This window comes from Thermodesulfomicrobium thermophilum DSM 16697 (assembly GCF_059568695.1).
Genome location: NZ_JCANTW010000011.1, coordinates 260,797 through 275,220, shown reverse-complemented (window position 1 = coordinate 275,220; position 14,424 = coordinate 260,797). Strand labels below are relative to the sequence as shown.

General features: G+C 62.5%; 11 protein-coding genes. 6 read left to right on the top strand and 5 right to left on the bottom strand.

Going from position 1 to position 14,424, the window contains the following annotated elements:
* Nucleotides 1–3: 3 nt before the first annotated feature.
* Together BR00_RS02565 and BR00_RS02560 are read right to left on the bottom strand one after the other, a co-directional pair.
* A complete protein-coding gene (locus BR00_RS02565) occupies nucleotides 4–3,045 on the bottom strand; it encodes a hypothetical protein (RefSeq protein WP_496476056.1) in 3,042 nt (1,013 codons plus the stop codon).
* Nucleotides 3,042–3,431: a sigma-54-dependent transcriptional regulator gene (locus BR00_RS02560; protein ID WP_496476055.1), complete on the bottom strand. Its 390-nt coding sequence runs from the start codon at nucleotides 3,429–3,431 to the stop codon at nucleotides 3,042–3,044. Before BR00_RS02560 ends, BR00_RS02565 begins: the two co-directional genes overlap by 4 nt.
* Before the next feature lie 61 nt (nucleotides 3,432–3,492).
* Here BR00_RS02560 and BR00_RS02555 point away from each other — a divergent pair, with 61 nt between their 5' ends.
* The 3 genes from BR00_RS02555 to BR00_RS02545 are packed head-to-tail and all read left to right on the top strand — an operon-like array spanning nucleotide 3,493 to nucleotide 8,287.
* On the top strand, nucleotides 3,493–6,078 hold the full coding sequence (locus tag BR00_RS02555) for a DNA internalization-related competence protein ComEC/Rec2 (protein WP_496476054.1): 2,586 nt from the start codon (nucleotides 3,493–3,495) through the stop codon (nucleotides 6,076–6,078).
* Entirely contained in the window at nucleotides 6,078–7,217 is a 1,140-nt protein-coding gene (locus tag BR00_RS02550) for an LptF/LptG family permease (protein ID WP_496476053.1), read from the top strand. The genes BR00_RS02555 and BR00_RS02550 overlap by 1 nt, the downstream gene beginning before the upstream one ends.
* Complete coding sequence (locus BR00_RS02545) at nucleotides 7,214–8,287, top strand: LptF/LptG family permease (protein WP_496476052.1); 1,074 nt, start codon at nucleotides 7,214–7,216, stop codon at nucleotides 8,285–8,287. The genes BR00_RS02550 and BR00_RS02545 overlap by 4 nt, the downstream gene beginning before the upstream one ends.
* Before the next feature lie 49 nt (nucleotides 8,288–8,336).
* On the opposite strand, the gene BR00_RS02540 is transcribed toward BR00_RS02545, so the two are convergent.
* Nucleotides 8,337–8,963, bottom strand: a complete 627-nt coding sequence (locus BR00_RS02540; protein ID WP_496476051.1) for a TetR/AcrR family transcriptional regulator — start codon at nucleotides 8,961–8,963, stop codon at nucleotides 8,337–8,339.
* A 193-nt stretch (nucleotides 8,964–9,156) separates the two neighbouring features.
* On the opposite strand from BR00_RS02540, the gene BR00_RS02535 reads away from it, so the two are divergent.
* Nucleotides 9,157–10,437 (top strand): OmpP1/FadL family transporter, encoded by a 1,281-nt coding sequence (locus tag BR00_RS02535; RefSeq protein ID WP_496476050.1) that lies wholly within the window; start codon nucleotides 9,157–9,159, stop codon nucleotides 10,435–10,437.
* 52 nt (nucleotides 10,438–10,489) lie between these two features.
* Here the strand turns inward: BR00_RS02535 and BR00_RS02530 are convergent, their stop codons facing one another.
* Entirely contained in the window at nucleotides 10,490–10,690 is a 201-nt protein-coding gene (locus BR00_RS02530; RefSeq protein ID WP_496476049.1) for an Rdx family protein, read from the bottom strand.
* A 40-nt stretch (nucleotides 10,691–10,730) separates the two neighbouring features.
* Entirely contained in the window at nucleotides 10,731–11,030 is a 300-nt protein-coding gene (locus BR00_RS02525) for a DUF2845 domain-containing protein (protein WP_496476048.1), read from the bottom strand.
* Between the two features lie 103 nt (nucleotides 11,031–11,133).
* Here BR00_RS02525 and typA point away from each other — a divergent pair, with 103 nt between their 5' ends.
* Nucleotides 11,134–12,957: a translational GTPase TypA gene (gene typA, locus BR00_RS02520; RefSeq protein WP_496476047.1), complete on the top strand. Its 1,824-nt coding sequence runs from the start codon at nucleotides 11,134–11,136 to the stop codon at nucleotides 12,955–12,957.
* A gap of 2 nt (nucleotides 12,958–12,959) precedes the next feature.
* Nucleotides 12,960–14,339: an NAD(P)/FAD-dependent oxidoreductase gene (locus BR00_RS02515; RefSeq protein ID WP_496476046.1), complete on the top strand. Its 1,380-nt coding sequence runs from the start codon at nucleotides 12,960–12,962 to the stop codon at nucleotides 14,337–14,339.
* Nucleotides 14,340–14,424: the final 85 nt, after the last annotated feature.

Here is a 14,424-nt window from a genome sequence, read left to right as displayed (position 1 = left end):
CTCCTATGCGCTGTCCCGTGCCGGAGCATGCAGGCGGCGCCACGCGCCGAGTCGTTCCATGTCCCGCAGGTAAGATTCATACCGGTCCAGATAAAAGGCCAGGGCTTTGGAAAAATTCTTCCCCACCAGGCCGTCCACGAGCATACGGCTGATTTCCCGAAACCGTTTGAGTACCAATTGGGAACGGAAGAAGATCAGCCACTCTTCCTGCGTCATGGTGCGCGCCATCTGCCGCAAGGCGCTTCTCGCCCGGGGCTGGTAGTACCAGAAGTACATGAGGTCCAAGGCGTTGACGATGAGCGCCTGCTCGAGTTCCTGCGCCTCGAGATTGAGCGTGTCGAGGACTGCCTTGGGCGTTTGGAGCATCTCGAGCACGTCTTCTTCGGGAAAGAGGGCGTCCAGTCGGGCGAAGGTATTGAAGAGCATGGTGAACTTGGTGCGGTAGTCCCGCAGGCGCATGGCGATGTTGGCGTTGCGGTCGGCCAGCCCCTCGATGCCACCGGCGACGGTGTCGGAGGCGAGCTTGGAGAGGATGGCGGCTGCGGCCTGGAGGATGGTGTCGGGGTCGGCGGTGCCTGTAGCGAGGAGGACGCCTTCCGCGATACTATTGTACAGGAGCGCCACAGGGATGGAGAGAATGGAACGGAAGAGGTTGCCTATGGCTGCAGATCGGGGCAGGCCCCGCCACAGATTGTGGGAAAAGATATACAGCCCGTTGGCCGCGGCCATGATGGCATAGAGGAGTATGGGGTGGCTGGCCACCGTGATGCCCAGACCATGGTGGAGCAGCAGGGTTTTGACGAGGTAATCGAGGAGCGGCACGGAAAAACCGGTAAAGAGCAGGGAGTCTGCAATGCGGTTGGCGCTGATGAGCGATCGCCAGGGCAGTTCGCTTGGGCGCTTGAGTCCGCCGCCGCCGAGTACGGTCTGTACCACGTTGCGCACCCCGGTGATGGCAAACCAGATGAATGCGCCGCCGTAGGCGAGCACCCACCAGTCCTTGGTAAGGGCAAAGGTGAAGAAAGCGGGGATAAAGCCGATGCATACCTTGAGGATGTTTTTCAGGTGGGAATTCAAGGAATCCCAACGCCCCTGCATGGGGACTTCGGGCTCTCTGCCGCCCCCCAGGCCGCCCAAGGTCACCACGTTGCCGGGGGTGTCGCTCCACGCCAAGCGTTCCACCTCCCACGAAAGGGACGGCGGCGGAAGCAGTCCCAAAAGACGCGCTGCCCAGGAAAGCTTGCCGTATCCCACGGGCTGGCGCAGGTGGCGCACCAGGTGGGCCCGCAAAGGAAGCCGGAGCCGCTGGGGATTTCGGGGGTCATGGATGGCGGCTTGGGCGCGCGCGGGCAAGGTTTCGGCCACCGCCAACCCCATGCCGTAGAAGCGTCGTGATTGTCCGGTGGAACTGCTGCCTATGCGCACGCCCATGGGGCGGCCGGCGTATGCCTGATGGAGGGCGGGCAGATGCTCCAAAATCGCAAGCAAGTCCTCACAGCGCCTGGTCATGGCCGCGAGCTCGGCCTCGAGCGTTTTGCGCTCGGCGTCGGTATCTGCCTGGGAAACGCGTCGGGAAGCGGCTTCACGCTCCTGATGATAGTCCCAGACGATGCCGCGCACCACCCGCTTGAGCGCGATGATGTGTTCGTCCCCCAGGGCCTGCTGGAGTTCCGCCAAGCGCTGAGAGACGCGCTGCGGACTGGTGATGTCCACGGCCTCGGCGCAGGACTCGTCCACCGGCCGTCCGCCGGCCAGAGTCTTGAGGCTGTAGATTTCCATGTCCGTGACCAGCCCTTCGCATTGGGCGATGATCTCCAGCACGTCGGCGACCGACAGGTTGCTTGGGTTGAGGACAAAGCGCGATGCAGGTTGGAGCTCGGCGAGGTTCTCCAAGAGTTCTTTGGGGGAGCGCTGCAAGAGCTCCGGTACTTCCGGGTCGTCGGACGGTTGCGTGGGATCGTGGAGGTGCGGATTGCGGCAGGGCTGGAGATAATGATGGATGAGATATTCGGGATCTACCTCTTCCAAGGGGACACGGGCATGTCTCTGGGCAGACGGCTGCGCGGCCGCAGCTTCATACAGGCTGATTTCGATGCAGCGGGCCAGGTGCAGCAGCGACGGCTGCCCTTCGCCGACGAATTGGAGAAAGTGCTCCTGGGATATGGCGGGAGGGGTCAGGCCGATGACTTCGCCGATGGCTTTGCGATGCGTGGTGTTGTACGCATCGAGGGCGCCAAACACGTAGCGCTGGTGGTAGAGGGAGACCTGGCGGCCGGCTTCCATGAAGGACTGCACGGCGGGGGCGGCGAGAAAACGACGGAAGGATTCGGGATCCGGCGATTGGAAGGGCTCCCAGGTGAAGCGGGCGTAGAGATCGCGGAAGCGGGCGCGGACCTCGATGCCGATGCGTACCGTCATGCCCAAAATGGCGGCGGCCTGCAGGAGCTCTTCAGCCACTTCTGGGGCCACGAAATTGTAATACACTACCGTGAGGTGGCGGATTCCCTTGATCCACGCGTCCATGACCAGGTGCGTCGGCGTTTTGCGGCCTTTGGTGTTGGCGTCGTGCACGTGGTCGTCGAAGGCGACTTGATTCCAGTCTTCGGGCATCTCGAGGAGATGGTAGCGGGCAAGGGCCCGCTGCACTTCCCGAGGACGACCGGTGGACACGGCCCGGAAGGCATGGGCAAGACGCAATTGGGTGGCGGTATCGCCCCGGTGGCGGATGAGATCTTTCATGATCTGCATGAGCACCCGGGCGGTATTGCGGGGCAGGCGCACGTCCGCGGTGAGGAGCACTTCATCACGGAGCATGGTGAGGGCCGCCAGACGCTCCGGCGCCTTGTCTCCGGCAAGGGACCCCAAGAGGCTGGCCACGGCGTAGGCGATGCGCAGTCCTCGAGGCGCGGCCAGCTCTTTGATGCCGTGGGGATGCAGGGCCGGCGCCATGAGGGAGGAGAGGCTCCGTGGTCGGCTCGCTCGGGAGAGGACGTCCTCCACCAGTTCCAGGAGGGCGTGGTCTTGGGGGTCGAAAAAGGGGTTCATGGTCGGCAGGTGCGCAAACGCTTTTTTCGTACCGCGTCTTCGAGCTTGTAGATGAGGTCTTCCAGGTCTGCGGGTTTCATGAGATAGTCCATAGCGCCGCACGACATGCCTTCCATAGCGGTTTCGATGCTGGCATGCCCGGTGAGTATGATGACTTCCGTATCCGGCCAGGCAGCTTTGATGCGGCGAAGGACGTTCAGCCCATCCATGCCCGGCATCTTCACGTCCAAGACCACCACGTCCCGGGGCTCTTGGGCAAGCATGGCGAGGGCCTCTTCACCATTGGTGGCGCTCGTGGCCTGGATACCGCGTTTGGTGAGGCGCTTGACGATGGTGCGCAAAAAATCCGGCTCGTCGTCCACCAAGAGTACGGAGTAGGAATCCATGGGACCTCCTTGGGGCAAAGATAGGCCAACTCCTAACCGAGCAGCGGCCGGGAGGCAATGGATGGTACAGTGGAAAAAGCCGGATTTTGCTTCCTTTTTACTCCCGCTTCTCCCCTGGCAATGGGTGGTGCTCGCCGGGGTGGTGGGGGTTTTTGTCCCGCACGCGGCGGCGCCGAGTCTGGCCTGCGCCGTCGTGCTCTTCGTGCTCACCCCACGGCGCGTTCATGTGGCGGCGGGGCTCGTCCTGGGCATTCTCCTTTCCCTGAGGACGCTTCCCATTGCGCCCGCCTGCGTGGATGCCCATGACCCCTCGTGGCCGCGCACGATGTCGGTGCGGGGGACCGTCCTTTCCGCGCAAAGCTATCCCGGAGAGCGCATGCTGCTGGTAGTGGGCGACGTGGAGACCCTGGGGGCAGACGGAAGCCCTCGACCTCTGGGGGCGAATCTGGTCTGGAGCTGGGACAATCCGCCGCATTTAGTGGCCCCGGGGTCGGTGTTTGCAGCCCGGTTGCGCCTGCGGCCGCTTTGGGGCCGGGCCAATTTTGGCCTTCCCCGGGCGGAGGAGCGGTGGTTGCGGCGCGGCGTGGGGTTTCGGGCCTACAGCCAAGGCGCGGTTCCGGTACATTGGGTGCGGGGTCCGGGAAGCCTGCGCCTTCGGGTCTTGGAGCGTTTTTCCGCCCTTTGCCCTGAGAAGGCCCGCGGCATGTTGCTTGCCGTGGTGGGTGGAGAGCGTTTTTTCGTGCCGCCTTTACTCATGGACCGGGTGCGCCGGGCCGGGTTGGCCCATAGTCTTGCCCTTTCGGGGCTGCATGTGGGCGTGGTTTTGGGTATGGGCTTGGGGCTTGCCAGTTTGGCCATCCGCCTATGGCCAAGGTTGGCGGTGTATTTGCCTCGGCCGCAGCTGGCCGTGGCCTTCGGGCTTCCGTGGAGTGCGGCCTATCTATGGCTGGGCGGCGCAGGCCCATCCTTGGTGCGGGCGTGGATCATGGCGTGCGTGGCAGGCGTCATGTTGTGGCGCTATCGCCGCTTTTGGCCCCAAGACGCCGTATTCGCCGCTGTGGCCGTCATTGAGCTCCTTTTTCCCGCATGGGTCTTGGAGCCGAGCGCGCAGCTTTCCTTTGCCGCGGTCAGCGCCATTGTGATGTTGGTGCCGCTGGGAAGACATTTCAACCAACACTTGAAGAAACGCCGGGTTCCCCGCTTGCTGCGCTGGCTCTTGGGGCTGGCGGGGGTAAGCCTTGCTGCGGCCATAGGGACCGCGCCGCTTCAGCTTTTTTGGTTTGGGGGCGTCAGCGTCGGGGTGGTGTGGAACCTCCTGTGGCTGCCGGTGCTTTCCTTGTGGGTGATGCCGTGGGCGATGGTGGGGTTGGGATTCGCTCTGGTCCCCGGGATGGAGACTGCGGGGCGTCTGGCCCTGGAGTTTTCCGGCTGGGGCGTCCTCGGTCTGGAGCATGCTTTGGCGTGGGCGGATTCGTGGGGCTGGCTGCAAGAGTTCGCCCTGCCGCGTCCTTCGTGGATGGGATGGTTGGCCTTGGGCGTCGTCTTCCTGCTTCCATGGGCGCGCGACGCCCGTCGTATCGTCATGATGCTTATGGCCCTGAGCTTGGGGTGGGCAGAGGTACGTGCTTTTGTTCCCCAAGGGATGTCCCTTACGGTGCTCGATACCGGATCCAGCCAGGCGGTGGTGTTGGAAACCCCCTTGGGAAAACGGGTGCTCGTGGATGCGGGCGGGGCTTTTACCTCGAAGTACGACGTGGGGCGGCTGGTAGTGGTGCCGGCGCTTACGCAGCAGCGGCCGCCGGTGCTCTGGGGAGCGCTGGTTTCCCATGCCGATACGGACCATCTGGGCGGCATGCCGGCGGTGCTTTCCCTCATGCGGGTGGGGTTGTGGGGGGAGGCTGGGCCGCTGGGAGACGGCGCTGCTGGCAGACGACTGCGCTTTGCCCTTGACGGTTGGGGTGGCCCCAGGCACAGGCTCGCCGCAGGTCAGCGGCTGGAGGTGGAGCCCGGAGTGGTGCTGGAAGTGCTGCATCCGCCAGGCAGTACCTTCGGCCCATGGGATAATGCCCAGAGTGTAGTCTTGCGTGTGACCTGGGCGGGACAGGGCCTGGCCATTCTTCCGGGGGATATCCCGGCGACCGCCTGGGAACAGCTGGCAGAACAAGAAAAATCCTTGGCCGCCCAGGTACTCGTGCTGCCGCACCATGGGTCTCGGGACGCCTTGAACCCTGACGTGTGGGCCCAGGTGCGCCCCATGCATGCCGTGGCCGCTTGCGGGCCGTGGAACCGTTTTGGTCATCCCCACCGGGAAGTTCGCCATTGGCTTGCCAGCCACAATGTGGCACTTTGGACCACGGCCCAGCACGGGGCGGTCCGCTTCACGTGGAAAACACCGGACTCTGCCCCGCAAGTCCGCTGGGCACGGCGTCCGTACTCGTTTTGGGAGGATATCATGAGCACTATCATGCCCACGGATCAAAATTTGCGCCAGGCCGTGGCCTGGATCGAAGAATGCCGCAAAGACGGCAAGGACCTGGCCACCTTGGTGACTGAGGCAGGGATGCGCTTCAACCTTTCTCCTATGGAAGAGCAGAAGCTCGCTGATATTTATCAGGATCAGATCGCTTGCCGGCGGGAAGTGCAGTAGTGCGGATCCTCACCCGGGTCATGATCCAGGAAATGCTCGTGGCAGCCGGCCTGACTGCTGCGGCGCTCCTGGGGCTTATCACCCTTGGTCGCATGCTCCAATTGCGGGAGCTCTTTTTGGTGCAGGGCGTGGGCGCCATGCACATGCTGCGCCTTTTTTTCTATTTGACGCCGTTTTTTCTCACCGTGCTCGTTCCTGCTGCCTCCATGCTCGCCGTGTATTTGACCGTGACCCGCATGGGCACGGACCGGGAGATCGTCGCGTTGCGGGCTGCAGGCGTGGGCATCGGCCCGCTGGTGACTCCAAGCCTCGTGGTCTGCTTGGTGGGTGCGGCGATCACCGTATGGGCGGGATTTTGGGGCGTGGCCTGGGGGATGGAGCGGTTTCGAAACACCATCATGGAGCTGGCGCGGCAGCAGACCATGGTCCGCATTCAGCCTGGGGTCTTTACTCAAGTGGGGCCGGGGATCACGATGTATGCCCGGGAAGTGAGTCCCTCTGGAGGCCAGCTGGCCGATGTCTTCGTGCACGACGCCTCCAAGGCCGAGGCGCTCACCATCACCGCCCCGCAAGGTCGCCTCGCCGTGGATCGGTCCGCCGGCCGCCTGGTGGTGGCCCTGGAACGTGGGGCCATGGTGCGGGAAGGGGCGTCTGGTATTTCCCGGGTGCGTTTTGCCCATTACGTGGTGTCGTTGGACCTTTCGGGGGTGCTTTCCGGAGTTCGGCTGGGGGAAGTGTCGCCCAAGGAGATGGGATGGATGGAGTTATGGCAGCTGTACCGCCAGCGCCATAGCCTCGAGGATGCCAACTTGGCGCGTCGGGTGGCCATCGAGGTGCACAAGCGTCCCGCCTTGGCCGGAGCGTGCCTCCTTTTGGGCCTCACCATGCTGGCTGTAGCCCTGGTCTTTTCGGGCATCAGCCGTCAGTGGGGATTGGTGGTGGGCATGGGTGTCTTTTTCCTCTACTATGTCCTGCTTTCTGCTGGCATGTCTTTGGCCGAAGGCGGGGTCCTTGCTCCGGGCGTTGGCGTGTGGTCCCCCAGTGTCCTTTTTGCCGTGGTTGCCGCGTTGCTGCTTCGGGCTGCGGCCACGGAGCGTTGGATCACTGTGACGTGGCGTCGCGCTGGGAGGGCGGCATGACTGTGCTGGCGCAGCTTCTCGTGCGCCGCAACCTCTTCTTGCTGGCCTTGGTGTTGGGTATCGGCCTGGGGGTCTACCTCTTTGTGGAGGTCTTCGACCGCCTGGACAATTTCTTGGAGGCCGGGGTCCCCTTGCGATTTTTGGGGCTCTACGTGCTGTACCGCTCGCCGTTCATCCTGGCCCAGATCTTTCCCGGCGCTGTTGTCGTGGCCGTGGGGGTGCAGATGGCCCTCATGGGCCGGGCGCGGGAGCTCATTGCCTTGCGCGCTGCAGCGGTTTCTCCGTGGAGCTGGGAGCGGGTATTTCTCGTCTATGCCATGTGCTTGGCCGTCGGGCACTTCCTGCTTTCCCAAGGAATTGGCGTGGTGGGGCATGGTTTGGCGGAACGCATTTGGAACGAGGAGGTGCGGGGGCGCAATCTCGAGCAGCGTTCTCTTGCGGACGTCTGGTTTCGGGAAAACCAGTCCGTGGTGTGGGTGCAACGGCTTTTCCCGGTCACCCGCAGGGGCGAAGGTGTGCGGGTCTACCTGATGGATGCAGCCGGGCACCCCCAACGCATCGTGGATGCCGCTGCTGCGGATGCGCAGCCTGGGGCGTGGCGGCTCTCCGGGGTTCGGGAAGTGGACGTGAGCCGCTTGACTGAAACCCACCGGGAGACCATGACGCTTCCCCTTGCCATGGACCCACAGAGCTTTGTGACCATGGATCCCAAGGCTAGTTTGGAGTCCGTGTCCTTGTGGCGTTTGGGCGAGGAGATCGAGCGGCTGCGCCAAAGTGGGGCCGGTGTGGAACGCCTGGAGACCGCGTGGCATATGAAACTCGCCCAATCCGTGGCGATCCCGGTCATGGCCATGGTGGCTCTGGCGGTGGCTGGGGCGGTGCGTTCTCCCTATGCGGTGGTGGCTTTGGGCTTGGTGGCGTCTTTTGGCTACTATGGACTGTTCGTGATCTTTTCTTCTGCCGGTCAGCAAGGCCTGGTGCCACCCCTGGTGGGGGCCTGGGCGGCCAATGCCTTGGTGGCGGCGTTGGTCCTGGTTGCAGCCGCGGCCCGGCGTTTGTGGAGGGGGTAGTGGTTTGGTGGTTGACTCTTGCGGGTTTTGCCTTGGGATGCGCTGTGGCCTATCTCATGGCCCCGTCGCGTTCGGACGAAGATGACGCGGAAAAATAGCGCTCAAGGATGGTGAGGATCTCGGCGTAGAAGCCATCTCCGGGTTCGATGCCGAGGATGCCGTGGGCAGGGGTGAGCAACCGGGCGCGGATCGCTCCGAATACCGTGGCGAAAAATACGCTGGCGGCCAGTGTGGGCTCCAGGGTGCGGCGGATGCTGCCGTCTTCTTGGCCGCGGGCGATGGCGGTGAGCACGCGCTGGATCATGGCTTGGCAGCAGGCAAGGAGGCGTTCGTCCGGGCTTTGGTGCTCGAGGGAAAAAAGCGGAGAACAGCGCAGGAGTGCACGGCAGCCGCTTTGCGGGTCTTGTGAGGCGCGCAAGAGGGCCTTGGCCTGGTTGAGGAGCATGGAGAGGCCGTGGTGGGCGTAGAACTCGCCTTCGGCCATGCGCTCGCTCAAGTCTTGGAGAATGCGGGTCTGCACCGCGACGAACAGGTTGTCTTTGTTGCCGAAGTAATGGGCGATGAGCCCTTCGGCAATGCCCAGATGCTGGGCGATGCGCTTGTAGGTGGTGTCGGCAAAGCCGAGGGTGCCAAAAAGTTCGCGGGCAGCGTGGAGAATGCGTTCTTTGTTGTCCATGCCAAACACATAGCGCTTTTCACTGCGGCCGTCGAGGCATCATATTGCGTGTGTGCTCAATGTTGTCGCGGCGGGAAGCCGGTTGTCAATTCAGGATCTTTCGATATATTTTCATTGACAAAGCAAGACTTCATCTATACGCCCGCGCTACTTTTTGAGTGAAGGCTCAATATTTTTTGGAGAGGAGGACAGTATGCAGCGATTGCGGGCGGTGCTCTTGGCGTGCGCCTTGGTGCTGCTGGCCGCGCAAAGCGGTGCAGCGGCGGGGTTTGGGATCTATGAATGGAGTGCCCGGGGCAATGCCTTGGGCGGGGCCACCGTGGGCCGGGCCGATGATCCTTCGGCCGTTGCCAGCAATCCTGCGGGCATCACCCAGCTGGACGGCATTCGAATGCTGGGTGGTGTCACCTTCATCCATCCGGTGATGGACGTGCGCACGAATAACCAGTGGACCACGTCGGACGAAAACGCCTTGTGGATTCCGCCGCATTTCTACGCCACAGCCAAGCTCAATGACCGCCTGAGCCTCGGCGTAGGGGCCTTCTCCCGCTTCGGCCTGGGCTCGGTGTTGGATGAAGACTGGCCTGGCCGCTACAACTCCTACGAGGCCATCATCAAATCGGTGTCCGTGACCCCGGTGCTGGCCTATCAGATCTCGGAAAAATGGTCCGCGGCCTTTGGTCTGGACGCCACCTACCTCGCATTCACCAAGCAACAGAAGATCGCCAATGGGGCCATCTCGTCGTCGATCCCGGCAGGAGACAACAATTTGAAGCTCGATGCCGACGGCATGGGTTACGGCTTCAATGCCGGCATCCATTACCGGCCTTGCCCCTACGCCCGCCTGGGACTGACCTACCGCAGCCCGGTGACCATGAAGGTTCGCGGCGATGCGGATTTTACCCGTTCCGCCGGGTATGCCGCCGCGGCGAGCGTCAGTCCCACTCTCGACGCCTGGCTTCGGGATTCGAGCGCTTGGGGAACGATTACCTTGCCCGATTCCTTGGCTTTTGGCCTTGCCATCTACCCGTGGGAAAAGCTCAGCATCGAAGCCGGATTCGTGTACACGTGGTGGAGCAAATACGACGCGTTGACCGTAAACTATGCGGACGCCGTCATCCCGGGAGGCAAGACGCAGACTTCCTCCATCAAGGACTGGAACGACACGTGGCGCTTCAACGTGGGGCTGGAATATGCCCTGCTCCCCTGGATGGATGTGCGTTTGGGCTACGTGTACGACGAGTCCCCGGTGCCGGACGACAGCATCGACTACATGGTCCCGGCCAATGACCGCCACCTCTTCAATGGTGGCTTGGGATTCCACTGGGACAACTGGACTGTGGATCTCAACTACACCTATCTGATGATCATGGACCGCGATATCGATGCCCGCCTCAAAGACGGTGTGCTGGAAGGGGAAATCGACGATGGGCACGCCCATATGCTTGGCGTCTCCGTGGGGTACACCTTCTAGCCAGCACGAAGCTTCTTCCGCCAAACATCTTCCTGGCCCCGCTTCGGCGGGGTCAGGGCGTTTGTGCGGCAGCCATGCGGGTGATGATGATTTCGGCGTTGGGAAAACGCCGCGTTGAGCGCAGACGCCACAAGCACTGATCGCGAAACCAAACTTCCATATCCCCGCGCAGTTCCGGCGCGGGCACCAACTGCACCGCTAGCGGATCAAGGATGGCGCTGAGCTCGGAGGCGAGCTTCCCGGCTCGCTCCAAAAGGCCGCGTCAGAGGCCGCAGACGCGGATGAGGAGGGCGTCACTGGGACACATATTCGCTCTTTTTGAGGATTCCGCCTTCGAAGGTCAGGACGTAAAATCCGCCGGGCACGGCATAGGTGAGTTCGGTTACTGTAAATTTGCGCAGCTCGCGGCGGCGTTCATTGAGGTAGGAGACCTCCCCCACGTCGCGTTCGGTCAGGGGCGGGCCGCATTTGGCCACCACCTTGGCCATGATGGTGCCTGGGGTCATGAGGTCCCCTTGGCAGCGGAGATCGACGGCCCTGAGCGTGGATGGGAGAAGTACGGTGATTCCGAGGAGGAAAAGGAGAGCACGCATGGCTTGACGTCCCTTGGAGTTGCTCGCTAACGGTTGGAAACCGCGTCGTGCGGCCAGTGGGCTTCGCAGGGAGCCCTTTTTTATGTCTGAAGGAGATGTATTCATGCAACGAAACGAGGCATTGCGCAATATCGCCATCATCGCCCACGTCGACCATGGCAAGACCACTTTGGTGGACGCTTTATTTCGGCAATCCGGGGTGTTCCGGGAAGGCCAAAACGTGGACGAGCGCGTCCTGGACAGCATGGACCTGGAGCGGGAGCGTGGGATCACCATCGCGGCCAAGAACTGCTCGGTGCGCTGGAAGGACGTGAAGATCAACATCGTGGATACCCCGGGCCACGCAGACTTCGGCGGCGAAGTGGAGCGCGCCCTCTCCATGGTGGATGGCGCAGTGCTTCTAGTGGACGCTTCCGAAGGTCCGTTGCCCCAGACCCGCTTTGTCCTGGGCAAGGCCTTGGCCTTGGGGTTGCCGCTCATCGTGGTGCTCAACAAGATCGACCGCCCGGACGCCCGTCCCCAGGAGGTCCTCAGTGAGGTCTACGATCTCTTCATCGATCTGGGGGCGGACGAGGACCAGCTCGAATTTCCGATACTCTACGCCGTGGGCCGTGATGGCATCGCCTCGACGACCCTGGAAATGCCGGGAACGGACCTGGCCCCGCTCTTTGACGCCATCCTCACCCACATCCCGGCTCCGGCCTATGCCTCAGACGCTCCTCTTGCCCTCTTGGTGTCGGATTTGGGGTATAGTGACTACTTGGGCCGTTTGGCCATCGGAAAGCTTCAAGGGGGCATCTTAGAGGAAAAAGCCGATCTCGTCTGCCTCGGAGAAACCGAGGAGCGTCCGTTTCGTCCCACCCGCATCCAGACTTACGAGGGCTTGCGCCTGGTGGATCAGCCGCGGGTGGAGCCTGGGGATATCACCGTGGTGGCAGGGCTGGAGCAGGTGGCCATTGGGGACACCATTTGCCATCGTCATACCCCGGTGCGCTTGCCCCGGCTGCGGGTGGACGAGCCCACCGTGGCCATGCGCTTTGCCATCAACACCTCGCCGTTGGCCGGCCGGGAAGGCAAGATCGTGCAATCGCGGCAGATCAAGGACCGCCTTGTGCGCGAAGCCCGCGCCAATGTGGCCATCCAGGTGGAGGAGACGGAGGACCGCGACGCCATGCTGGTCAAAGGTCGCGGCGAATTTCAACTGGCCATCCTCATCGAAACCATGCGGCGCGAAGGCTTCGAGCTTACGGTGAGCCGGCCGGAGGTCATCCTCAAGCACGAGGCCGGCGAGGTCCTCGAGCCCATGGAGCGGGTGCACGTAGACTGCGGTGAGGCCTTTTTGGGAGTGGTCACGGAGAAGCTCTCCCTGCGCCGGGGCAAATTGGAGCACCTCGTCAACAATGGCACCGGGCGGGTGCGCATGGAGTTCTCCGCTCCTTCCCGGGCCCTTATCGGCTACCGGGACGAGTTCCTCACCGATACCAAAGGCACCGGCATCCTGCACTCCATCTTCGATGGCTACGGCCCCTACCGCGGCGATTTTCCTTCGCGCTTTACGGGATCCCTGGTGGCGGACCGCCAGGGCCAGGCTGTAGCGTACGCGCTCTTCAACCTGGAGCCTCGGGGCCGGCTCTTCGTGGAGCCGGGAGACGCGGTGTACGAAGGCATGATTATCGGGGAGCACAATCGGGAGAGTGATCTCGATGTGAATCCATGCAAAGAGAAAAAGCTCACCAACTTGCGCGCTGCGGGCAAGGACGAGAACGTCATCTTGACGCCCATTCTTCCCATGACTCTGGAGCGGGCGCTGCACTGGATCCGTGAGGACGAAATGGTGGAAGTGACCCCGCTTTCCATCCGGCTGCGCAAGGCGGAGCTTTCCGCGCAAAAACGCCACACCATGCGGGTGCGGGCCAAGAAGGAGTGACCATGCATTTTGATGTCATTATCGTGGGCGGCGGCCCGGCTGGGCTCTTTGCCGCGCATCATTTGGCTGAGGCCACGTCGCTGCGGGTTTTGCTCGTGGATAAGGGACGCACTTCACTGTCGCGCCATTGCCCCATGAGCGGCGACCAGGAGTGCGTGGGATGCCGGCCCTGTAACATCCTTTCGGGCCTGGGCGGCGCAGGGCTTTTTTCCGACGGTAAGCTCAACTTCATCCACAAGCTCGGAAAAACTGATCTCACCCAGTTCCTCACCACGTCTGAGGCCATGCGCCTCATTGACGAGACCGAGGCCATCTTCAACCGTTTCGGCATGGATGGACAGGTGTACCCCACCGATATGGAGCGGGCGCTGACCATCCGCAAGGAAGCCCGTAAGGTGGGGGTGGATCTCCTGGTCATCAAGCAGAAGCACCTGGGAAGCGACAATTTGCCCGGGCATATCGCCGGCATGGTGGCGGCCATCGAGGCGCGTGGCGTCACGATCCGCACCGGCGAGAGTGTGGAGGATGTCCTGGTGGAAGACGGCCGGGTGGTGGGGGTACGCACCAATAAGGGCGAGTTCCATGCGCCGTACGTCCTGTTGGCCCCGGGCCGGGTCGGTGCGGAATGGGTGGGGTCTTTGGCCCAGCGTCACGGCCTGCGGGTGACCCAGCGGGGTATCGAGGTTGGGGTGCGGGTGGAAGTGCACAACGAAATCATGCAAGACATCTGTTCCGTGATCTATGACCCCACGTTCTTTATCCGCACGTCCAAGTACGACGACCAGACGCGTACCTTCTGCACCAACTATGGCGGCTACATCGCCCAAGAAAACTACCACGATTTCGTGTGCGTCAATGGCCATGCGTACATGGAGAAAAAGTCCGATAATACCAATTTTGCGTTCCTCTCCAAAGTAGTGCTCAATGACCCCGTGACGGATAATCAGGCCTATGGGGAGTCCATCGGTCGATTGGCGACCCTTATCGGTGGAGGCAAGCCCATTCTACAGCGCTTTGGCGATCTCAAGCGTGGCCGGCGCTCCACCTGGAACCGTATCAAAAACAGTTCCATTGAGCCCACCCTCACGAAGGTCACCTGCGGCGACATCGCCATGGCCTTGCCGGAGCGCATTCTCACCAACCTCGTGGAGGGCTTGGAGAAGCTCAATTTCGTCGTGCCGGGCGTGGCCAATGACGAAACCCTGCTCTATGCGCCGGAGATCAAGTTCTTTGCCACCCAGGTGGAGTGCGGGCCGGATTTGCAGACCGCCATTTCCGGGCTGTACGTGGCCGGTGACGGGCCAGGGGTGGCAGGCAACATCGTCTCTGCGGCGGCCACCGGACTTTTGGCGGCCAAAGGCATTGCCGCAGCGGCGAAGTAGCCTTTGGGTGAGCGTGTATGGAAAACCCGCGGGCGGGCGCGTCTGGGGGACCCTTGACCAGTGCCCGCCTTTGCGGTAAAAAATT

Coding starts and splice junctions, on each gene's coding strand:
- BR00_RS02525 (WP_496476048.1), bottom strand. CDS start 11,030: ATGCGTGCTCTCCTTTTCCTCCTCGGAATCACCGTACTTCTCCCATCC.
- BR00_RS02565 (WP_496476056.1), bottom strand. CDS start 3,045: ATGAACCCCTTTTTCGACCCCCAAGACCACGCCCTCCTGGAACTGGTG.
- BR00_RS02540 (WP_496476051.1), bottom strand. CDS start 8,963: ATGGACAACAAAGAACGCATTCTCCACGCTGCCCGCGAACTTTTTGGC.
- BR00_RS02555 (WP_496476054.1), top strand. CDS start 3,493: ATGGTACAGTGGAAAAAGCCGGATTTTGCTTCCTTTTTACTCCCGCTT.
- typA (WP_496476047.1), top strand. CDS start 11,134: ATGCAACGAAACGAGGCATTGCGCAATATCGCCATCATCGCCCACGTC.
- BR00_RS02515 (WP_496476046.1), top strand. CDS start 12,960: ATGCATTTTGATGTCATTATCGTGGGCGGCGGCCCGGCTGGGCTCTTT.
- BR00_RS02545 (WP_496476052.1), top strand. CDS start 7,214: ATGACTGTGCTGGCGCAGCTTCTCGTGCGCCGCAACCTCTTCTTGCTG.
- BR00_RS02535 (WP_496476050.1), top strand. CDS start 9,157: ATGCAGCGATTGCGGGCGGTGCTCTTGGCGTGCGCCTTGGTGCTGCTG.
- BR00_RS02560 (WP_496476055.1), bottom strand. CDS start 3,431: ATGGATTCCTACTCCGTACTCTTGGTGGACGACGAGCCGGATTTTTTG.